The 19,807-nt window shown below is 73.4% G+C and carries 19 protein-coding genes; 2 read left to right on the top strand and 17 right to left on the bottom strand.

All coding sequences use genetic code 11. The annotated features are described in order from the left end of the window. Positions 1 to 45 precede the first annotated feature (45 nt). The 9 genes from ABL57_RS17135 to ABL57_RS17100 all read right to left on the bottom strand — a co-directional run bounded on the left by ABL57_RS17135 (position 46) and on the right by ABL57_RS17100 (position 7,880). Positions 46 to 717 (bottom strand): histidine phosphatase family protein, encoded by a 672-nt coding sequence (locus ABL57_RS17135; protein ID WP_075872614.1) that lies wholly within the window; start codon positions 715 to 717, stop codon positions 46 to 48. A gap of 50 nt (positions 718 to 767) precedes the next feature. After that, positions 768 to 1,031 (bottom strand): glutaredoxin family protein, encoded by a 264-nt coding sequence (locus ABL57_RS17130; RefSeq protein WP_047804689.1) that lies wholly within the window; start codon positions 1,029 to 1,031, stop codon positions 768 to 770. Positions 1,032 to 1,148: 117 nt separating this feature from the next. Continuing rightward, entirely contained in the window at positions 1,149 to 1,247 is a 99-nt protein-coding gene (locus ABL57_RS21450) for a 30S ribosomal protein bS22 (RefSeq protein ID WP_005504750.1), read from the bottom strand. A 161-nt stretch (positions 1,248 to 1,408) separates the two neighbouring features. Next, positions 1,409 to 2,227, bottom strand: coding sequence for a FadR/GntR family transcriptional regulator (locus ABL57_RS17125; RefSeq protein ID WP_047804688.1), 819 nt, complete (start codon positions 2,225 to 2,227; stop codon positions 1,409 to 1,411). A gap of 114 nt (positions 2,228 to 2,341) precedes the next feature. Next, the gene (gdhA, locus tag ABL57_RS17120) at positions 2,342 to 3,682 is read right to left on the bottom strand and encodes an NADP-specific glutamate dehydrogenase (protein WP_047804687.1); all 1,341 of its coding nucleotides are present in this window, start codon (positions 3,680 to 3,682) and stop codon (positions 2,342 to 2,344) included. A gap of 35 nt (positions 3,683 to 3,717) precedes the next feature. Then, the gene (locus ABL57_RS17115) at positions 3,718 to 4,302 is read right to left on the bottom strand and encodes a helix-turn-helix transcriptional regulator (RefSeq protein ID WP_047804686.1); all 585 of its coding nucleotides are present in this window, start codon (positions 4,300 to 4,302) and stop codon (positions 3,718 to 3,720) included. An 89-nt stretch (positions 4,303 to 4,391) separates the two neighbouring features. Further along, entirely contained in the window at positions 4,392 to 5,603 is a 1,212-nt protein-coding gene (locus ABL57_RS17110; protein ID WP_047804685.1) for an acetoin utilization protein AcuC, read from the bottom strand. 89 nt (positions 5,604 to 5,692) lie between these two features. Beyond that, a complete protein-coding gene (locus ABL57_RS17105; RefSeq protein ID WP_047804684.1) occupies positions 5,693 to 6,394 on the bottom strand; it encodes a TrkA family potassium uptake protein in 702 nt (233 codons plus the stop codon). Between the two features lie 46 nt (positions 6,395 to 6,440). Further along, positions 6,441 to 7,880 carry a TrkH family potassium uptake protein gene (locus ABL57_RS17100; protein WP_238986105.1) on the bottom strand — a complete coding sequence of 480 codons (1,440 nt, stop codon included), beginning with the start codon at positions 7,878 to 7,880 and terminating at the stop codon, positions 6,441 to 6,443. 132 nt (positions 7,881 to 8,012) lie between these two features. On the opposite strand from ABL57_RS17100, the gene ABL57_RS17095 reads away from it, so the two are divergent. Next, complete coding sequence (locus ABL57_RS17095) at positions 8,013 to 9,416, top strand: TrkH family potassium uptake protein (protein WP_047804704.1); 1,404 nt, start codon at positions 8,013 to 8,015, stop codon at positions 9,414 to 9,416. Then, on the top strand, positions 9,409 to 10,077 hold the full coding sequence (locus ABL57_RS17090) for a TrkA family potassium uptake protein (protein ID WP_047804683.1): 669 nt from the start codon (positions 9,409 to 9,411) through the stop codon (positions 10,075 to 10,077). Before ABL57_RS17095 ends, ABL57_RS17090 begins: the two co-directional genes overlap by 8 nt. Before the next feature lie 73 nt (positions 10,078 to 10,150). Here the strand turns inward: ABL57_RS17090 and proC are convergent, their stop codons facing one another. From proC to ABL57_RS17050, 8 genes are all read right to left on the bottom strand, one after another. Continuing rightward, positions 10,151 to 10,987 carry a pyrroline-5-carboxylate reductase gene (proC, locus tag ABL57_RS17085; RefSeq protein ID WP_047804682.1) on the bottom strand — a complete coding sequence of 279 codons (837 nt, stop codon included), beginning with the start codon at positions 10,985 to 10,987 and terminating at the stop codon, positions 10,151 to 10,153. Positions 10,988 to 11,036: 49 nt separating this feature from the next. Further along, on the bottom strand, positions 11,037 to 11,930 hold the full coding sequence (locus ABL57_RS17080; RefSeq protein ID WP_082157526.1) for a sugar phosphate isomerase/epimerase: 894 nt from the start codon (positions 11,928 to 11,930) through the stop codon (positions 11,037 to 11,039). Then, complete coding sequence (locus ABL57_RS17075; protein WP_047804681.1) at positions 11,927 to 12,904, bottom strand: Ppx/GppA phosphatase family protein; 978 nt, start codon at positions 12,902 to 12,904, stop codon at positions 11,927 to 11,929. Before ABL57_RS17075 ends, ABL57_RS17080 begins: the two co-directional genes overlap by 4 nt. A gap of 49 nt (positions 12,905 to 12,953) precedes the next feature. Next, a complete protein-coding gene (gene topA, locus ABL57_RS17070) occupies positions 12,954 to 15,842 on the bottom strand; it encodes a type I DNA topoisomerase (protein WP_047804680.1) in 2,889 nt (962 codons plus the stop codon). 192 nt (positions 15,843 to 16,034) lie between these two features. After that, complete coding sequence (locus tag ABL57_RS17065; RefSeq protein WP_053005083.1) at positions 16,035 to 16,472, bottom strand: pyridoxamine 5'-phosphate oxidase family protein; 438 nt, start codon at positions 16,470 to 16,472, stop codon at positions 16,035 to 16,037. 70 nt (positions 16,473 to 16,542) lie between these two features. Next, the gene (locus ABL57_RS17060) at positions 16,543 to 18,198 is read right to left on the bottom strand and encodes a methyltransferase (protein ID WP_047804679.1); all 1,656 of its coding nucleotides are present in this window, start codon (positions 18,196 to 18,198) and stop codon (positions 16,543 to 16,545) included. A 1-nt stretch (position 18,199) separates the two neighbouring features. Next, a complete protein-coding gene (locus ABL57_RS17055) occupies positions 18,200 to 19,150 on the bottom strand; it encodes a rhodanese-related sulfurtransferase (protein WP_047804678.1) in 951 nt (316 codons plus the stop codon). 56 nt (positions 19,151 to 19,206) lie between these two features. Continuing rightward, a complete protein-coding gene (locus tag ABL57_RS17050; protein ID WP_238986104.1) occupies positions 19,207 to 19,659 on the bottom strand; it encodes a pyridoxamine 5'-phosphate oxidase family protein in 453 nt (150 codons plus the stop codon). Positions 19,660 to 19,807: the final 148 nt, after the last annotated feature.

Genomic DNA, 19,807 nt, shown 5'->3' with positions numbered 1-19,807 from the left:
ACCTGGTGCTCTGGACGGGACGGGGACGGCGGCGGCGCCCCGCCATTATGAACCGGGAAGCTGGTTGACCCCTGGATAGTAGGCGGCGGCGGGCTCGCGGTACTCGACCCGGGGCGGGCGCCCGGCGTCGAGGTCGTCGAACACCAGCGAGGTCAGGGAGGCGAGGTTGCACTGCCGGCGGCGCGGGTCGTGCGGCAGGGGACGGCCCTCGGCGGAGCGCCGGGTGAGCCAGATCGGCAGCTGGTGGGAGACCACCACGGCCTCGGCGCCGTCCCCGCCGCGCTCCACGGCCGTGCGACCGGCCTCCAGCACGGCCTCGGCCATGCGGGCGACCTGACGGCGGTAGGGCTCCCCCCACGAGGGGGCCAGCGGGTTGCGCAGGTGCGGCCAGTGCCCCGGTCTGAGCAGCTCGAGGGCGTCCACGTGCAGGCCCTCGAAGTGGTTGTGGGCCTCGATCACCCGTTCGTCCGGGTGCACCGGCAGCCGCAGCTCCCGGGCCACGGGCGCGGCGGTCTCCCGGGCCCGCTGCAGCGGGGAGGAGACGAGGTGGACGATGCGCGAGCCGTCGTTCACACGGCGGGCGAGCTCGGCGGCGGCGGCCTCGGCCATCCGCGCGCCCAGCTCGGTGAGGCCGTAGCTGGGGAGCCGTCCGTAGACGATGCGGTCCGGGTTGAGGACCTGGCCGTGGCGCAGCAGGTGGACGGTCGAGGAGGGCATGCCCCCCATGATCCCAGACGGGCGCGGCGGGCCCCAAAACGGGGCCCGGCTCAGCCGGCCAGACGCTCGCGCAGCAGCCGGGCGAGCCGGCGCTCGTCGATCTGCCAGAAGTCGCGGGGCACGCCGTCGACGAGCAGCACCGGGATCTCCTCCGCGTGCCGGCGGGCCAGCTCGGGGTCGCCGTCGACGTCCACCTCGGCCCAGCCCAGGCCCAGCGCGGAGGTGACCCGGTCCACGGACTCCCGGGCCGCCTCGCAGAGGTGGCACCCCGGGCGGGTCAGCAGGGTCACGGCCGGCGGCGTCGGGGAGCTCATGGGTCCATGCTACGGCCCGCCCCGACCCCGGCGCCGGTCTCCGGGATGGGCCCGGCAACGCCGCGGGGCCGCCGTCCTGGAGAGGACGGCGGCCCCGCGGGCGGTGTCAGCGCCGGGTCACTTCTTGTTGCGGCGCTGGTGACGGGTCTTGCGGAGGAGCTTGCGGTGCTTCTTCTTGGACATCCGCTTGCGGCGCTTCTTGATCACTGAACCCATAGGATCCCTCGCATCTTCATGTCTCGGTGGTGTTCCCCGGGGACTCCGCGACAGGCGGGAACCGGGGTGCCGGCCCTCGGACGGGAACGGCCGGGCAAACGTTCACTGACACCCTACCGTCTCGCAGGGAAATTGCCGTATTCGTGCCCGGTGGACGGGTCTCAGGCGCTGCGCGGCACCTCCGACGGGCCGCCGGGCTGCTCCCCGGCGTGCACCGGCAGCTCCCCCGTGGCGACGGGCACGGCCGGGTCGGCCGGCGCGTCCGGGGCGGGGCCGGGGGTGCGCTGCTCCTGGTCGGGGTCCACGCCGGCCTCGCGGTACTGGTACTCGATGTGCTCGGCCACCAGCCGCGCCGCGAGCCGGCGGTCGCCCGCCTCCACGGCGGAGTAGATCGCCTGGTGCTCGGCGCGCAGCCGCTCCGAGGTGGCGCTCCACAGGGGCACGTGGCCCACGAGGGCCATCGTGTACTCGTAGATCGAGTCCCGCAGCGAGGACATCAGGGCGGAGACCACCGTGTTGCCCGCGGTCTTGCACAGCGCGATGTGGAAGCTCACCTCGAGGTGGTGGAACTCCTTGAGCGAGAGGTCGTCCCGGCCCATCTGCTCGAGCAGCGCCCGCAGCTCGGCCATGGCCGGGTGCCGGGGGTCCGAGCGCTCCAGCGCCCAGGTCTCGAGCAGCACCCGGGTCTGCACGATGTCCCGCAGCGGGTAGTCCGAGGTGGCCATGTGCAGCTGCAGGGCGGGACCGGCGGACGCCGCCGGCTCCCGGACCAGCATGGGCAGGATCGACTTGCGCGGCCCGTCGAAGAGACGGACGATCCCCTGCGCCTCCAGGGTCTTGAGCGCCTCCCGCATGTTGTTGCGGGACACGCGGTGGATGGCCGCGAGGTCGCGGTCCGAGGGCAGTTGTTGGCCCAGCACGAGATGGCCGTCGAACAGCTCGTTCTCCAGCCACTGCAGGACCTGTCGATGCGTTGCCATAGTCTCCAGGGTAGGTCCACCGCGGCCCTCCGTGGGGCGGTCGCGGGTCCGGACGTGTCGGAAGTGCGGACGGGTGGGACCGCCGGGCCCGGCCGGAGCCGGACCCGGCGCGGATCAGATGAGGCCCTGGGCCATCATGGCGCCGGCCACCTTGACGAAGCCGGCGATGTTGGCGCCGGCCACGTAGTTGCCGGGCATGCCGTAGTCCTCGGCCGTCTCGGCGCACCGGTCGTGGATCGACGTCATGATCTGCCCGAGCCGCTCCTCCGTGTACCCGAAGGTCCACGAGTCGCGGGACGCGTTCTGCTGCATCTCCAGCGCGGAGGTGGCCACGCCGCCGGCGTTGGCCGCCTTGCCGGGGCCGAAGAGCACCCCGGCCTCCTGGAACATCCGCGTGGCCTCGCCGGTGGAGGGCATGTTGGCGCCCTCGGCCACGGCCACCACGCCGTGCGCCAGCAGCTTCTTGGCGTGGGAGCCGTCCAGCTCGTTCTGGGTGGCGCACGGCAGGGCCACGGTGCCGGGGACGTCCCACACGGAGCCCTTGGCGATGAACCGGGCGCGCCCGCCGCGACGCTCGGCGTACTCCGAGATGCGGCCGCGCTCGACCTCCTTGATCTGGCGCAGCAGCTCCAGGTCGATGCCGTCGGGGTCCACCACGTAGCCGCCGGAGTCGGAGGCGGTGATCACCGTGGCCCCCAGGCGCTGGGCCCGGGCGATCGCGAAGGTCGCCACGTTGCCGGACCCGGAGACCAGCACCGTCTGCCCGTCGAAGGACTGCCCGCGGGTGCGCAGCATCTCCTCGGCGAACATGACGGTGCCGTACCCGGTGGCCTCGGTCCGCACGAGGGACCCGCCCCAGCTCAGCCCCTTGCCGGTGAGCACGCCCGACTCGTAGCGGTTGGTGATGCGCTTGTACTGGCCGAACAGGTAGCCGATCTCGCGCCCGCCGACGCCGATGTCGCCGGCCGGGACGTCCGTGTACTCGCCGATGTGGCGGTAGAGCTCGGTCATGAAGGACTGGCAGAAGCGCATGATCTCCGCGTCGGAGCGCCCGCTGGGATCGAAGTCCGAGCCGCCCTTGCCGCCGCCGATGGGCATGCCGGTGAGGGCGTTCTTGAAGATCTGCTCGAAGCCCAGGAACTTCACGATGCCCAGGTAGACGGACGGGTGGAAGCGCAGTCCACCCTTGTAGGGCCCCAGCGCGGAGTTGAACTCCACGCGGAAGCCGCGGTTGATGTGCACGCGGCCCTCGTCGTCGGTCCACGGGACCCGGAAGATGATCTGGCGCTCCGGCTCGCAGATCCGCTCGAGCACGGCGGCCTCGAGGAGCTCGGGGTGCCGGGCCACCACGGGGCCGAGGGAGTCGAAGACCTCGTCCACCGCCTGGTGGAACTCCACCTCACCGGGGTTGCGGGCCAGGACGGCCTGACGGATGGGATACAGGTCCTCGTGCATCGTGCTCCTCGTGCTGGTCGGAAGGGTGGAGCCGGTCACCGCCGCGGGTGCCGGGGGCGGCGGCGCAGGCCGGGCAGACCGGCCAGGAGGTCCGCGGCGCGGGCCCCGGCCCCTCGGGCCGGGCGCCGGGGCGTCCCGCCGGCAGGACGCCCGGCCGCGGACGGCTCGGCCCCGGGAGGTTCGGACATGAGCAGCTCCGGGCCCGGTTCCCGGAGCGCCGGGGCGGTGACCACCAGCTCCTCCGGGGCGCTCGTGAAGGGCTCGTCCGCCGCGGCCGCGGCGGTCCCGGGCGCCGCGCCCGGTTCCGGTACGGTCGGTCGTGGTGCGGTGGGCTCCGGTGCGGCCCGCTGCTGGACCGCGTCGCCGGTGACCTCGTGGATCCAGCGGGTCACCTCGGCGAGGGGCTCGGGCCGTACGGCGTACAGCCGCCGCTGCCCCTGCGCCTCCATGGACACCATACCGGCCTCGCGCAGGATCTTCAGATGCTTGGAGACGGTGGGCTGGGAGACGCCCAGCTCCTCGACGAGGTCCCCCACGGGCCGCTCGCCGTCCTTGAGCACAGTGAGGATCCCCCGCCGGGTCTTGTCGGCGATCACCGCGAACACGTCGTTGTTGCCCATCCGATCACTGTAAACGCGTTGGCGGGCGGCACCCGGCAGCGGCACGTCCACCTGGCTCCCCCGCTCGCCGGCAGCCGCGGGCTCGGGGCTCAGTCGAACCACGGGTCCAGCCCCCACTGCGGGAAGACCTCCTTGCGGGTGGCCATGATCGTGCGGTCGGTCTCGTCGTTGGGGTCGAAGCCGACCTCCCACGAACGCCACCACAGGTCCACCTCGTCGCCCATCACCCGCGGCGCCTCGGCCCCGTAGCGCTCGCGCACGTGGTCCCGCCACGGCTGCGGCACCGCCGCGCCCACGTCCACCGGGTGCCCGGCGGCGATCGCGACCAGGTGCGTCCACGACCGGGGCACCACGTCGTGGCAGTTGTACCCGCCCCCGCCCGTGGCGATCCACCGGCCCTCGCACAGCTCGTCGGCGAGCCCGGAGAGTGCGACGGCGGTCTGCCGCTGGGCGTCCACGCTGACCCGCAGGTGGGTGAGCGGGTCGGCGAAGTGGGAGTCGCAGCCGTGCTGGCTGACCAGGACCTCGGGGGCGAACTGGCGCAGCAGCGGCGGGACCACGGCGTCGAAGGCCCGCAGCCACATGGCGTCGTCGGCGGTGGCGGGCATGGCGACGTTGACGGCGTACCCCTCGGAGGCCCCCCGGCCCGTCTCGTTGGCGAAGCCGGTGCCCGGGAACAGGGCCAGGCCGGTCTCGTGCAGCGAGATGGTGAGCACCCGGGGGTCGTCGTAGAAGATCGACTGGGTCCCGTCCCCGTGGTGGCCGTCGACGTCCACGTAGGCCACCCGCCGGACGCCCTGCTCGAGCAGGTGCTGGATGCCCACGGCGCAGTCGTTGTAGATGCAGAAGCCGCTGGCCCGCTCCGCGTGGGCGTGGTGCATCCCGCCCCCGAAGTTCACGGCGCGCACCGCGTCCCCCGTCAGGAGGGCCGCGGCGCCCTGGTAGGTGCCGCCCACCAGCCGGGCGCTGGCCTCGTGCACCCGGGGGAAGGCCGGGGTGTCCTCGGTGCCGAGGCCGCACTCGGGGATCTCCAGGGAGGGGTCCGCGCCGACCGCCCGCACCGAGTCCAGGTAGTGCTGGGGGTGGACGAGGCGCAGGACGTCGTCCGGGGCGACCTCCGGGGCCTCCACGGTGACGTTGGCCCGGCGGTCGAGGCCGAACTCCTGGACGAGGCGCTGCGTGAGCTCGAGCCGGGAGGGGTGCATCGGGTGGTGGGGCCCGAAGTCGTACTCGAGCAGGGCGGGGCCCCAGAACAGTCGCGTGGGGCGCGGGGCGCCGGGCCCGGATGTAGCAGGAGTCACACGGCCATTAGACCACTCGCGCCGTCGCCCCGCCGCCGGCCCGCGGCGCCGCGGCCCAATGTGTCCGCCCGGGCCGCGTCCCCGCACGCTCAGTCGAGGTCGCTGAACGCCTGCACCTTCCGGGTGGGCCCGATGACGAGGATCTGGTCGGTCTCGTACAGGACGGTCCCCGGCTCGGCCGGTTCCCAGGCCTCTCCCGGGCGCCGCACGGAGACCACGGAGACCCCGTGCGCCCGGCGGAGGTTGAGCGCGTCCAGGGGGCGCTGCTGGACCGCTTCGGGAGCGGGGCAGCGGATCAGCGCGAAGCCGTCGTCGATCACCACGAAGTCGAGCACCCGGCCCTGGATCAGGTGGGCGGAGCGCACGCCCATGTCGTGCTCGGGGCTGATCACGTGGTGCACCCCGAGCTGCTCGAGGATCTCGGCGTGCGGACCGGTGATGGCCTTGGCCCAGATCTCCGGGTGGCCGAACTTCAGCAGCCGGGAGGCGACCAGGATGCTGGCCTGCACGTCCGAGCCGATCCCGACGACGACCTTGTCGAACTCGTCGACCCCCAGCTGGCGCAGCAGCTGCTCCTGGGTGGCGTCGGCGCGCACCACGGCGGTCAGCTGCCCGTTGAGCTCCTGGACCACGCTCTCGTCGGTGTCGACGCCGAGCACCTCGGCGCCGTTGTGCATCAGTTCCAGGGCGAGGGCGGCGCCGAAGCGGCCCAGGCCGATCACGGCCACCGTGCCGGGTGTCCGGCGGCCGGAGGGGTGTCGCGCGGTGCTGGCCGGGCGGGTGGGGAACATGCGGGGACCTCCTGGAGGTGTCGGGGCGGGGGTGGGGGAACGGGGATCAGCCGATCAGCGGGCGTTCCTTGGGCAGCTCGTAGAGGGCTCTGCGCGGCCGGGCGGCCATGGCGGTGGCCACCGTGATGGGTCCCAGCCGCCCCAGGAACATCAGGGCGATGAGCACTCCCTGGCCCGCCGGCGAGAGCGCGGCGGTGATCCCGGTGGACAGGCCCACCGTGGCGAAGGCGGAGATCACCTCGAACAGCAGCCGGTCCAGGCCGATGTCCTCGTGCAGCAGCATCAGCACCATCGTGGCGGTGGCCACCGCGCCCAGGGCCAGCACCACCACCGTGGTGGCCTGGCGCTGCACCGAGCGGGACAGGCGCCGGCCCAGCACGTTGACCGCCGAGCCGCCGGTGACCTCCGTGTAGGCGATGAAGCCCAGGACGACGAACGTGGTGACCTTCAGGCCGCCCGCGGTCCCGGCCGGCCCGCCGCCGACGAGCATCAGCAGGTCCAGGCCCAGCCAGGACACCGGGTGCATGGCGGAGATGTCGATGCTGTTGAACCCGGCGGTGCGGGCGATGGTCGACTGGAAGAAGCCGGCCAGCAGCTTCTCGTCCGCCCGCATCGGGCCGAGGGTGGCGGGGTTGGCCCACTCCACCGCGCACAGGAAGACCGTGCCGGCGGCGAGCAGCACCACGGTGGCGAACAGCACGATGCGGGTGTTCATGCTCCACCGCCGCGGCCGGCGCCACTCCCGGCGCAGCTCGTAGAGCACCGGGAAGCCGAGCCCGCCCAGGATCACCGCGGCGATGAGCGGCAGGTTGATCCAGGGGTCGGTCGCGAAGTCCATGATCGAGAGGGTGTACAGGGCGAACCCGGCGTTGTTGAACGCCGAGACGGCGTGGAACACCCCGTGCCAGACGGCCTGTCCGGCCCCGTAGCCGTAGCCGGCGGCGAAGCGCAGGGCGAGCGCGGCGGCCACGAGCGTCTCGATCACCAGGGTGGTGACCAGCACGCGCAGCAGCACCCGGCGCATGTCCCCGTAGCCGGGGCTCTTGGTCTCGGTCGAGCTCATGATCCGGGCCGTCAGGCCGAGCCGGCGGGCCAGCAGGATCCCGAGCACGGTCGCGAAGGACATCACCCCGAACCCGCCGATCTGGATCAGGGCCAGGACCACGGCCTGCCCGAAGGGGGTCCAGTAGGTGGGGGTGTCCACCACGATCAGCCCGGTCACGCAGATGGCCGAGGTCGCGGTGAAGAAGGCCTCCATGAAGGAGGCCCCACCGGGGCCGACGCGGGCGACCGGGAGCAGCAGCAGGACGGTGCCGGCGACCAGTGCGGTCGCGAAGGCGCCGATGATCAGCTGGGCGGTGCGCGCCGCGGTGACCTCGCGCGGGTCGGTGCTCCGCCGGGACGCCCGGGGGCGTCTGCGGCGGGGCCTGGAGGCGTGGGTCAGGCGGCGGACCCGGGCCCGCAGCAGGGCCTCTTCCAAGGGCATGGGCGATAACCTACACCCGCGGGACGGCACGCCGCGCCGTGGGTGCGATACTGTCTCGGGCCGGGGCACGCGCCGCGGCCGACGCCGTCCGGGCCGGGCGGCCCGGACACAGGAGGAGGGCCCGTGAGCAACCTGCAGCACCGGTCCTGGGTGTCCCGCGAGGAGCGGGGCCGCTTCTGGCTGTTGACCTCGCTGCGCGACCTCGTGGACCGGATCGCGGCCGGCTCCCCCGCCCGCCTCGCCGTGATCTCCTTCGCCGCGGTCGTGACCCTGTTCTCCTTCCTGCTGTGGCTGCCCGTCTCGTCCGCGCCCGGGGTGGACACGGAGCTCGAGGACGCCGTCTTCACCGCCACCTCCGCCGTCACCGTGACCGGGCTGACCACGGTCCCGACCGCCACGAACTGGTCCTTCTTCGGGCAGTTCGTGATCCTGATCGCGATGCAGATCGGCGGCCTGGGCACCCTGACCATGACCTCGATCCTGGCCCTGGCGATCGGCCGCAAGCTGGGCCTGAAGTCCCGGCTGATCACGCAGGAGGCGCTGAACATCGGGCGCCTCGGCGAGGTGGGCTCGCTGCTGCAGGTCATCGTGGTGATGTCGGTCGTGATCGAGGCGGTCCTGGCCGCCGTCCTGACGATCGGCTTCCTGCTGGTCGGGGAGCCCTTCCTCACCGCCCTGTGGCACGGGGCGTTCTACGCGGTCTCCGCCTTCAACAACGGCGGGTTCACGCCCCACTCGGACGGGCTCGTGCCCTACACGGACGCGGCGCTGATCCTCCTGCCGATCGCCCTGGGCGTCTTCCTCGGCTCCCTGGGGTTTCCCGTGGTCCTCGTCCTGCGGCAGACGGGTCTGCGCTTCTCCCGGTGGAACCTCAACACGAAGCTGGTCGTGGTGACCACCACGATCCTGCTGTTCGTCGGCTGGGCGCTGTTCCTGGCCTTCGAGTGGTCCAACCCGGACACCCTGCAGGGGCGGCCCGTGACGCAGAAGGTGTTCGAGGGGTTCTTCCACTCGGTCATGGTCCGCTCCGGCGGCTTCAACCTGGTGGACATGAACAGCCTGGAGCCGGTCACGCTGCTCATGACGGACGCGCTGATGTTCGCCGGCGGCGGCCCCGCGTCCGTGGCGGGCGGGATCAAGGTCACCACGCTCGCCGTGGTGTTCCTGGCGATCCTGGCCGAGGCCCGCGGCGACCGGTCGGTCATCGCCTTCTACCGCACCATTCCCGAGGACGCGCTGCGCATCGCGATCTCGGTCATCATGATGGGCGCCACCGTGGTCCTGGTCGGCTGCGGGATCATCGTGGAGATCTCCGAGGAGCCCCTCGACCGGGTGCTGTTCGAGGTGATCTCCGCCTACGCCACCTGCGGGCTGAGCGTGGGCCTGTCCGGCGAGCTCCCGCCGGAGGGAAAGTACGTCCTGTCCGTCATCATGCTCGTGGGCCGCATCGGCACCACCACCGTGGCCGCCGCGCTGGCGCTGCGCTCGCGCCGCCGTCTGTACAAGTACCCCGAGGAAAGGCCGATCATTGGCTGACCGTTCGTCCCACAGCGTTCCCGTCCTGGTGATCGGTCTCGGCCGCTTCGGCACGGCCACGGCCCTGCAGCTGGCCCGGCAGGGGCGGGAGGTCCTGGGCGTGGAGCGGGACGCGCAGCTGGTGCAGAAGCTCTCGGGCCAGCTCACCCACGTGGTCGAGGCCGAGGCCACCGACATCGACGCGCTGCGCCAGCTCGGCGCCGCCGAGTTCGACTCCGCGGTGGTGGGCGTCGGCACGTCGATCGAGTCCAGCGTGCTGATCACGGCGAACCTCGTGGACCTCGGCGTGAGCCGCATCTGGGCGAAGGCCATCACCCCGGCCCACGGCAAGATCCTCTCCCGCATCGGCGCCCACCACGTGATCTTCCCCGAGGCCGACGCCGGCCGGCGCACCGCGCACCTGGTCTCGGGCCGGCTGCTGGACTACATCGAGTTCGACGACGACTTCGCCATCGTCAAGATGCACCCGCCGCGGGAGGTGCAGGGCTTCACGCTCGGGGAGGCCCACGTGCGCTCCAAGTACGGCGTGACGGTGGTGGGCGTGAAGTCGCCCGGGGAGGACTTCACCTACGCCCGTCCCGAGACGAAGGTGACCTCCCGGGACCTGCTCATCGTCTCCGGGCACGTGGACCTGCTGGAGCGCTTCGCCGCCCGGCCCTGACCGGACCCGGGCGGGCCCCGGGCGGGCCGGCGCAGGGGGCACGGCGCGCCCGGGTCCGGGGGCGGCGCGGGGCTCAGCCGGCGCTGAACTCCCGGGTCAGCTCCGCGGAGCGGTCGGCCGAGGCCTGCGCGGCGGCGGCGACGAGGTCCTCGAAGCCGTTCTCCTGGAAGGTCGTGATCGCCCGGTCCGTGGTGCCCTTGGGGCTGGTCACGGCCCGGCGCAGCGCCGCGGGGTCGGCCTCGGCCGGGCGCAGCAGCTCACCGGCGCCGGAGACGGTCTCCTTGGCCAGCACCCGGGCGACGTCGGCCGGCAGCCCCATCCGCTCCCCCGCCTGCTGCATCGCCTCGGCCAGGAGGAACACGTAGGCCGGTCCGGAGCCCGAGACCCCGGTCACGGCGTCGACCTGGTCCTCGGGGACCTCCACGACGGTGCCGACGGCCTCGAGCACCCGGCGCACGGCGCGGGTCTGCTCGGCGGTGGTGGCGGCGCCCGGGGTCACCGAGACGACGCCGCGGCCCACGCTCGAGGGGGTGTTGGGCATGGTCCGCACCACCGGCTGTCCGGCGGGCAGGGCCTGCTCGAGGGCGCCGACCGAGATGCCGGCGGCCACGGAGGCCACGACGGTGCCCGGGCGCAGGGCGGGGGCGATCTCGCGGGCGAGCTCGAGGATGCCGACCGGCTTCACGCCGAGCAGTACGACGTCGGCCTCGCGGGCGGCCCGGCGGTTGGCCTCGGGGTCCTCCCCGGTGACGTACGGGCGCACCTCCGTCTCCTCCTGGAGCCGGTGCGCGCTCTCGGCGGAGCGGACGGTGGCCCGGACCTGCTCCACGGGCACGCCGGAGGCCAGCACCCCCCGCAGGATGGATCCGTTCATGGAGCCGCAGCCCAGGAAGGCGAGCACAGGTGTCATGGTCGGTGGGGTCCTCTCGAAGCGGGGATGGGTCGGTTCGGGGCGGACGTCAGCCGCCCGGGGCCTCGTCGGCCGGTGCCCCGTCGGCCGGGGGGTCCTCGGCCGGGGGGTCCTCGGCCGGGGCGTCCTCGGCGGGGGTCGTGTGGCGGCGGGCGAAGTCCAGGGACTCGGCGAGCCACTGGGTGCGCTCCTCGGTGCTCGTCGAGCGGCGGGTGGAGACCTCCACCCCGATCACCCCCTGCCACCGGGTGGCGGCGAGGTGCTGGAGCGACTCGGCGACCGGCTGCACGCCGTGGCCGGGCAGCAGGTGCTCGTCCGCGGTGGTCTCCCCCGACCCGTCCGTGAGGTGGACGTGGCCCAGGCGGGGGCCGAGCTCCCGGATCGCGGCGAGGGAGTCCATCCGGGCGGTCGCGGCGTGGGAGAAGTCCCACGTCACCCAGTCGTAGTCCTGCCCGAGCGGGCTGTAGTGCGGGGCGTAGACCACGGTGTCGCGCCCGCGCACCCGCCAGGGGTACATGTTCTCCACGGAGATCTTCACGCCCGTGGCCTCCGAGACCACGCGCACGCCCTCCACGAAGTTCGAGGCGTACTTGCGCTGCCACCGGAAGGGCGGGTGCACGACGACGACCTCCGCGCCGACCTGCTCGGTGAGCGCCGCGGCCATCTGGATCTTGGTCCACGACTTGCCCCAGACCTGCTGGGTGAGCAGCAGGGTGGGGGCGTGGATGGTGGAGATGGGCAGCTGGTGGCGCTGCACGAGGTCGCGCAGCTGGTGGTTGAGCTGGCTCATCCGCTCGTGGGTGACGAGCACCTCCACGCTGTCGTAGCCCAGCTCCACGGCCGCCTCGAAGGTCTCCGGGACCCCGAGCGGGTAGAGCGAGCTGGTGGACAGCGCCACGTGCGCCCGGTACGGCTCCGCGGCGGAGCCCTGCTGCTCGCTCATGCCGCCCCCACCAGGTGCCGGGGGTCGACGGTGCGGACGTCGGCGTGGCTGCTGAGCTGGTCCAGACGGCGCAGGATCAGCCCCTCCCGCAGGGCCCACGGACAGATCCGCAGCGAGTCGATCCCGTAGGCGTCCATGGCGGCCTCGGCCACCACCGCGCCCGCCAGGATCTGCCGGGCCCGGGCGGGCGAGACCCCGGGCATCTCGGCCCGCTCGTCCGGGGTCATCGCCTCCATCCGCCGGGTCCACAGCCGCAGGTCCTCCAGGTGCAGGATCCGCGGGACGTAGGGCCCCATGGCGTAGGGGGCGGCCCCGCAGATCCGGGCGAGGGAGCGGAAGGTCTTCGACGTGCCGGCCACGCAGGTGGGCTCCCCGGCCGCCCGGACCTTCGCGACGGCGGGCTTGAGCTCCCGGCGCACGTGCTTGCGCAGGGCCTTCATCTCCTGGGGCGTGGCGAGGTCACCGGCGATGAACGTGCGGGTGAGCCGCCCCGCGCCCAGCGGCACGGAGGTCGCCACGGCGGGCAGGGCGTTGTCGCCCAGCGCCATCTCGAAGGACCCGCCGCCGATGTCGAGGTCCAGGACGGTGCCCGCCCCCCAGCCGAACCAGCGGCGCACCGCGAAGAAGGTGACGGCCGCCTCCTGGTCCCCGGCCAGCTCGGTGAGGGTCACCCCGGACCGGGACTGCACGTGGTCCAGCACCTGGGCCCCGTTGCCGGCCTCGCGGATCGCGGAGGTGGCGAAGGCCAGGAAGTCCTCCGCGGCGTTGTCCACCGCGAAGTCCCGGGCCTCGATCACGAAGGAGGTCAGGGCGTCCCGGCCGGCGTCGGAGATGTTGCCGTCCTCGTCCAGGTACTGCACGAGCCGCAGGGCCAGCTTGTGGGACGCGTACGGCTCGGGCCGGGAGCCCGGGTAGACGTCCAGCAGCAGCAGGTGGACCGTGTTCGATCCGACGTCGAGGACTCCCAGACGCATGCCGTGGTGCTCCTTCGAGTTCCGTGTCCGTCCCGCGGCGCGGGGCGGCTCAGCCCTTGGTCCCGGCGCGGGCGGGGCGGCCCGTCGCCGGCTTCCCGGCCGTGCTCTTCCGCGTGCCGCTCTTCGCGGCCGGGGACTTCCCTGCTGCCGACTTCCCGGCTGCGGACTTCCCCGCTGCCGACTTGCCGGCCGTGGACTTGGCCGGGGCCTTGGCGGTGGAGCGCGCGGCGCGCTTGGGCGCCGGGCCCTGGGCGCGCTTCTCGGCGAGCAGCTGGCTGGCGCGCGCCGGGGTGATCTGCTCCACGGTCTCCCCGCGGGGGACCGTCACGTTCGTCTCCCCGTCGGTGATGTAGGGCCCGAAGCGCCCGTCCTTGATCACCATGGGCCGCTCCGTGATCTGATCGGTGCCCAGGTCCGCGAGCGGCGGCTTGGCGGTGCCCCGCCCGCGCTGCTTGGGCTGGGCGTAGATCTGCAGCGCCTCCTCGAGGGTGATCGTGAACAGCTGCTCCTCGGACTGCAGGGAGCGGGAGTCGGAGCCCTTCTTGAGGTAGGGGCCGAAGCGGCCGTTCTGCACGGTGATCTCGTTGCCCTCGGCGTCGGTGCCCAGGGTCCGCGGCAGGGACAGGATCTTCAGCGCGTCCTCGAGGGTCACGTCCTGCAGGGTCATCGAGGACAGCAGCGACCCCGTGCGCGGCTTCTCCTTGACCGGCTTCTTCGGGGGCTTCGGCTTGCCGTTCTTGTAGTACTCGACCGGCTGGGCCGCGAGCTCCTCGGCGGTGGGCTCGGGGATCACCTCGGTGACGTAGGGGCCGTAGCGGCCGTCCTTCGCGATGATGGCCCGCCCGGTGCCCGGGTCCCGGCCGAGCTCCCGGCCGTCGGCCTTGCCGGTCTCGATGAGCTCGCGGGCCTTCTCGGGCGTCAGCTCGTCCGGGGCCAGGTCCTCCGGCACGTTCGCGCGGATCGGCTCCGTGATCTCGCCCGTTCCGGGGTCCACCGCGCCCGCGACCTCGAGGTAGGGGCCGAACTTGCCCACGCGCAGGGTGATGGTGTCGGTGACGGGGATGGAGTTCACCGCGCGGGCGTCGATCTCGCCGAGGTCGTCGACGATGGGCTTGAGCCCGTTCTCGTGCTCCTGGGAGCCGAAGTAGAAGTCCTGCAGCCAGTCGGTGCTGTCCTCCTCCCCGCGGGCGATGCGGTCCAGGCCCTCCTCCATCTCGGCCGTGAAGTCGTAGTCCACGTAGTCGGAGAAGTGCTCCTCGAGCAGGCGCACCACGGAGAACGCCGTCCACGACGGGATGAGCGCCGAGCCCCGGACCCGGACGTAGCCGCGGTCCATGATCGTGGAGATCACGGCCGCGTAGGTCGACGGCCGCCCGATGCCCAGCTCGTCGAGGACCTTGACCAGGGACGCCTCCGTGTAGCGCGGGGGCGGGGAGGTGCGGTGGCCGTCCGCGGCGACGTCGGTCGCCTCGAGCCGGTCGCCCTCCGCCATGCGCGGCAGCCGCTTGTCCCCGTCCTTGCCCTCGGCCGGCTCCTCGTCGCGGCCCTCCTCGTAGGCGGCGAGGAAGCCGCGGAACGTGATGACGGTGCCGGACGCGGAGAACTCGGCGTCCCGCCCGGAGGACGAGGTCGCCCCGAGCCGCACGGTGGCCGTGGAGCCCTTGGCGTCGGCCATCTGCGAGGCGACGGTGCGCTTCCAGATCAGCTCGTAGAGCCGGTAGGCGTCCGCGGAGAGCTCCCCGCGGACCTGGTTCGGCGTCCGGAAGGAGTCCCCGGCGGGGCGCACGGCCTCGTGCGCCTCCTGGGCGTTCTTCGACTTCGAGCTGTAGACGCGCGGGGAGCCCGGCACGGCGTCGGAGCCGTAGAGCTCCGCGGCCTGCCGCCGGGCGGCCGAGACCGCCTGGTCGGACAGCGCCACGGAGTCGGTGCGCATGTAGGTGATGTAGCCGTTCTCGTAGAGCTTCTGCGCCACCTGCATCGTGGTGCGCGAGGTGAACCGCAGCTTGCGGGCGGCCTCCTGCTGCAGCGTGGACGTGGTGAACGGCGCGGCCGGGCGGCGGGTGTAGGGCTTGGTCTCCAGCGACCGGACCGCGAACGCGGCGTCCTCGAGCCCGGCGGCGAGGTCCCGGGCCGCCGTCTCGTCCAGGTGCACGAGCTTGCCGGCCGCACCCTTGAGCGCGCCGTCGTCGCCGAAGTCCCGGCCCCCGGCCACCCGCTTGCCGTCCACGGAGGACAGCCGCGCGCTGAAGGCCGTGCCGGCGTCCTCGCCGTCGGTGCGGGCGAAGGTCCCGCTGAGGTCCCAGTAGTCGGCGGGCACGAAGGCCATGCGCTGGCGCTCGCGCTCCACGACCAGGCGCGTGGCCACGGACTGGACGCGGCCCGCGGACAGGCCGGAGGCGATCTTGCGCCACAGCACCGGGGAGATCTCGTAGCCGTAGAGCCGGTCCAGGATCCGCCGGGTCTCCTGCGCGTCGACCAGGTCCTGGTCCAGCTCGCGCAGCTCCCCGAAGGCGCGCTCGATGGCCTCGCGGGTGATCTCGGGGAAGGTCAGCCGGTAGACGGGGACCTTCGGCTTGAGCACCTCCAGCAGGTGCCAGGCGATGGCCTCGCCCTCGCGGTCGCCGTCGGTGGCGAGGTAGAGGGCGTCGGCCTCCTTGAGCTTGCGCTTGAGCTCGGTGACCTTCTTCTTCTTGTCCGGGTTCACCACGTAGTACGGCTCGAAGCCGTGCTCCACGTCCACCGCGAACTTGCCGTAGGGCCCCTTCTTGAGCTCCGCCGGCAGCTCCGAGGGCTGCGGGAGGTCACGGATGTGCCCCATGGAGGACTCCACCTCGTAGGCGTCGCCGAGGTACCCGGCGATGGTCTTGACCTTGGAGGGGGACTCCACGATGAGCAGGCTCTTGCCCGTTCCCGGGCTCTGGGTGGCCTTCGTTGGCACGGTACTCCTTGCTGCGGTCCGCGCAGGCCGCGGGACGCGGCGCTGCTGGACGTCGGGTCGGACGGGCGGGCGTCGTCCGGCCCGCCTTGCGCTCCACCATAACGTGTCGCCGGCGGCGTCCCTCGCGCCGCGGAGGACACGGGGGACGCCGGCGGCCGCCGGCGCGGTCGGGCCCGTGGCCGGGCCGCCGGCTCAGGAGGGGTAGTGCTCCGGCTCCTCGGCGATCGTGAACTCGCGTCCGGTGGCGGTCTCCACGTCGATGACCACGAAGTTGTACTTCAGCGTGGGCGCCCACGGCTTCAGCGGCAGCTCCTCGGCGGCCTCGATCTCCGCGCGGGTCTCCAGCCGGCGGGCCCGGCCGTGCACCACGACGGAGCGCACCACGTCGTCGTCCGTGACCTCGTCGATCTCGAAGGCCACCTGGTCGTTGACGATCAGGCTGGAGAGCTTGGAGCCCTGGGCCGTGCGGAAGTACAGCTTGTGCTGGTGCACCACGTAGTTCACCGGGAAGATGTCCACGAGCCCGGCGGCCTCCACGGCCAGGCGGCCGAACGGGTGCTCGGCCAGCAGCTGCCAGACGGTGTCCTTGTCCAGGGTCTTGATGGGGTTGAGGTTGTCTCCGATGCTCATGCCCTCATCCTTCCACCCGCGACGCCCCGGCGTCCCGTGCTCATCCGCCCACATCCGTCCGGGCCCGAGGTCAGGCCGGTGGCTGCTCGAGCGGCACGAGGAAGCCGTCGAGCACGAGGTGCCGGACCTCCTCCGTGAGCCGCTCCCGCTCGTCCCCGGCCCACTCCAGCAGCGCGGCGAGCGCGGCGAGGATCTGCCGGGCGCTCAGCTCGCCGTCGCAGGCGCCGGCGAAGCCCGCGGCCTCGCTGGTGAGCACCGTGGTCCGGCGCAGCCCCGCCCCCTGCCGGAGCAGGATCACCCCCGGGTGCTCTGCGCCGGGGCGCTGGTGACGCTCCTCCGTGACGTCCTCGGCCGCGACCAGGTGGGCGTCCGGCCAGTCCTGCGGGTGCTCCGCGAGCCAGTCGGCGCGCGCCCACGCGGCCGCCAGCGCCGGGGCGAGCGGCTGCTGCACCGGGTGCGGGACGTGCTCGAAGCGGCGCAGTGCCCCGCCGTGCGGGCGCGGCGCGTGCGGTCGGCGCAGCCGGATCATCCCGAAGCCCACGGCCTCGACCCCGCGGGCGGCGAAGTCCTCGAGGTAGGCCCGGTAGGCCCGTTCGTAGTGCTCAGGGTCCCGGGACTCGGCGGCGTCGCGCAGCCACGTCTCGGCGTACTCCTCCGGACCGGCCAGCTCCCGCTGGATCCACCACGTGTCGATCCTCTCGGGCACCCAGCGCTGCGGCCGGTGCATCCACCGCTCGGCGACGGGCACGGGCTCCCCGGCGGCGTCATCGGCGGCGAGGACCTCCCAGTTGCCGAGCAGGTGCGCGGTGGCACCCGGGGCCATGACCCCGGGCAGCGCCCGCACGAGGTCGGCCACGATCCGGTCCCCGGCCAGGCCGCCGTCGCGGTAGGTGAAGCGGTCCGCCGGGGTCTCCCCCGGGGCGCGGGGGGTGATGACGAACGGCGGGTTGGAGACCACCAGGTCGAACCGCTCCCCGGCCACGGGCTCGAGCAGGGAGCCCGCGCGGAGGCTCACCCGGTCCTCCAGCCGCTGCGGGTCGAGGGCGAGGGCCTCGGCGTTGAGCAGCAGGTTGAACCGCGTGAAGCCCAGGGCCCGGTCGGAGAGGTCGGTGGCGGTCACGTGCCGGGCGTGGGCGAGCAGGTGGAAGGTCTGGATGCCGCAGCCGGTGCCCACGTCCAGCGCCCGCCCCACCGGCCGGCGGTCGGTGGTCTGCGCCAGCGTCAGCGACGCCTGCCCGATGCCCAGCACGTGGTCGCGGCGCAGCACGCCGGGGCGCTGGGACTCGCCCAGGTCGCTCGCCACGTAGAGCTCGGTCCCGTCGTCGGCGGCGTGGGGCCGCAGGTCCACCGTGGAGCGCAGCCCGTCCCGGATCTGCTCCGCGAGGCCCAGTCCGACCAGGTCCTCGGGGTCGACGGCCGAGGCGGCGAGCACCTCGGCCGGGACGGCGCGGCCCAGCAGGAACAGGACGACCAGTCCCGCCGTCCCGCGGTCCGGGTGCCCGGGCGTGCCGAGCACCGGCTCGAGCACCCGCAGGGCGGGCACGGCCTGGTCGCGGGCGAGCGCGTCCATCGCGGCCGCGCCCAGCAGCCCGGCCACGCGGTCGTGGGTGAAGCCGCTGCCGCGCAGGGCGCCGTGCAGGGCGGCCAGCCGGCGCGGATCGTCGGAGACGGGGGTGCCGGGCACCCGGGAGAAGGCGGGGGCGACGTCGGGGCTGTCCGGGACCATGTCAGTGCTCCTGTCCGGGCGTGGTCGCGCCGTGCGGGAGCAGGGCGGGGGGCGGGGTGCCGCCGGGCGTGCTGCCGCACCCCGCCGGGCAGGTTGCCGCAGGGTGCTCCCCGCGGCAGGCCGGGCAGGCCAGGAAGAGGGCGCGGCAGGAGCCGTCCGCGCAGTTGACGAAGCGGTTGGCGGGCGCGCCGCACCGGTCGCAGCGCCCGATCGTCACGGCCTCCGGGGTGAACTGCACGTGCATCCGCCGGTCGAAGACGTACAGGGACCCCTCCCACAGGCCCCGGTCCCCGCGCTCGCGGCCGTACGCCGCGATGCCGCCGTCGAGCTGGTAGACCTCGTCGAAGCCGCGGCGGCGCATCAGCGCGGAGAGCACCTCGCAGCGGATGCCGCCGGTGCAGTAGGTCACCACGGGCCGGTCCTTGAGGTGGTCGTAGGCCCCGGAGTCGAGGGCGGCCACGAAGTCGCGGGTGTGCGCGACGTCCGGCACCACGGCTCCGCGGAAGCGCCCGATCCGCGCCTCGTGGGCGTTGCGCCCGTCGAAGAACACGACGTCCTCGCCGCGCCGTGCCACCAGGCGGTCGACCCCGTCCGGGCTCAGCCGCGTCCCGCCGCCCACCACGCCGTGCTCGTCCACCTCGAGCTCGTCCGGGGCGCCGAAGGAGACGAGCTCGTCACGGACCTTGACCGACAGCCGGGGGAAGTCCTCGGCCGAGCCGTCCGACCAGCTGAGTGCCACGCCCCGCAGCGCCGGGTGGGTGCGGGTGTCCCGCGCGTACCGCTTGAGCGCCCCGACCTCACCGCCGACGGTGCCGTTGAGCCCGTGCGGGGACACCAGGATCCGCCCGCGCAGCCCCAGGGTCTCGCACAGGGTGCGCTGCCAGAGCATCACGGCCGCGGGGTCGGGCAGTGGGGCGAAGACGTAGTGGGAGAGGATCCGGTGCTGTGCCACCGCACCAGGCTACAAGTGCCGCGGCGCCCCCGCGCCGCCCGGGTCAGTCCCCCGGGTCAGTGCCCCAGGCGGAACACGCGGCCGGTGACCTTCGTGGGGGCCACCTCCACGTACTCGGGCTTGGTGGTCTCCACCCACGGCCGCAGCGGGAGCTCGTCCACCCGGGCGGTCTCCTCGGGGTCGGTCAGCCGGCGGGCCGTGCCGCGCACCATCACCGACCACGCCTCCCCGCCCTGGGCGTGGTCGACCTGCACCGCGACGTGCTCGTTGAGCACCAGGTGCAGCAGCTTGGTGCCCTGGGCGGTGCGGAAGTAGATCTTCCCGTCGTCGGCCACGAGGTTGACGGGGGTGATCTCGATCTCGTCGCCGTCCGTCGTGGCGATCCGCCCGAAGCGGGCGCTGCAGAGGTGCTCCCAGCACTGCTCCTGGGACAGCTCCGTGACCGGGGGCCGGTGCGTCCGGTCCTCCTTCGCGGGGTTGTGCCCGGAGATGTCCATGGGGTTGCTCATGCGGTCATTCTGGCACGCGGGCCCGGCGGGAGTGACGCGTGTCATGTTCGTGACCACCCCGTCGTCGCCGCGTGCGCGGGCCCGCCCGCTGGGCGCGAGCGGGTCCTCCCCGCGGTTCGGGCCCCTCGCCGGGACCGGCCGCCCGCCC

This window comes from Kocuria sp. SM24M-10 (assembly GCF_001027955.1).
In the GTDB taxonomy this organism is placed as follows: domain Bacteria; phylum Actinomycetota; class Actinomycetes; order Actinomycetales; family Micrococcaceae; genus Kocuria; species Kocuria oceani.
Note: the sequence above shows the minus strand (reverse complement) of the source record. Positions and strands in the feature narration are given on the sequence as shown.

Coding starts and splice junctions, on each gene's coding strand:
- ABL57_RS17135 (WP_075872614.1), bottom strand. CDS start 717: ATGCCCTCCTCGACCGTCCACCTGCTGCGCCACGGCCAGGTCCTCAAC.
- ABL57_RS17065 (WP_053005083.1), bottom strand. CDS start 16,472: ATGAGCATCGGAGACAACCTCAACCCCATCAAGACCCTGGACAAGGAC.
- ABL57_RS17130 (WP_047804689.1), bottom strand. CDS start 1,031: ATGAGCTCCCCGACGCCGCCGGCCGTGACCCTGCTGACCCGCCCGGGG.
- ABL57_RS17050 (WP_238986104.1), bottom strand. CDS start 19,659: ATGAGCAACCCCATGGACATCTCCGGGCACAACCCCGCGAAGGAGGAC.
- ABL57_RS17105 (WP_047804684.1), bottom strand. CDS start 6,394: ATGTTCCCCACCCGCCCGGCCAGCACCGCGCGACACCCCTCCGGCCGC.
- ABL57_RS17060 (WP_047804679.1), bottom strand. CDS start 18,198: ATGGTCCCGGACAGCCCCGACGTCGCCCCCGCCTTCTCCCGGGTGCCC.
- ABL57_RS17100 (WP_238986105.1), bottom strand. CDS start 7,880: ATGCCCTTGGAAGAGGCCCTGCTGCGGGCCCGGGTCCGCCGCCTGACC.
- ABL57_RS17075 (WP_047804681.1), bottom strand. CDS start 12,904: ATGCGTCTGGGAGTCCTCGACGTCGGATCGAACACGGTCCACCTGCTG.
- proC (WP_047804682.1), bottom strand. CDS start 10,987: ATGACACCTGTGCTCGCCTTCCTGGGCTGCGGCTCCATGAACGGATCC.
- gdhA (WP_047804687.1), bottom strand. CDS start 3,682: ATGCACGAGGACCTGTATCCCATCCGTCAGGCCGTCCTGGCCCGCAAC.
- ABL57_RS17125 (WP_047804688.1), bottom strand. CDS start 2,227: ATGGCAACGCATCGACAGGTCCTGCAGTGGCTGGAGAACGAGCTGTTC.
- ABL57_RS17080 (WP_082157526.1), bottom strand. CDS start 11,930: ATGAGCGAGCAGCAGGGCTCCGCCGCGGAGCCGTACCGGGCGCACGTG.
- ABL57_RS21450 (WP_005504750.1), bottom strand. CDS start 1,247: ATGGGTTCAGTGATCAAGAAGCGCCGCAAGCGGATGTCCAAGAAGAAG.
- ABL57_RS17115 (WP_047804686.1), bottom strand. CDS start 4,302: ATGGGCAACAACGACGTGTTCGCGGTGATCGCCGACAAGACCCGGCGG.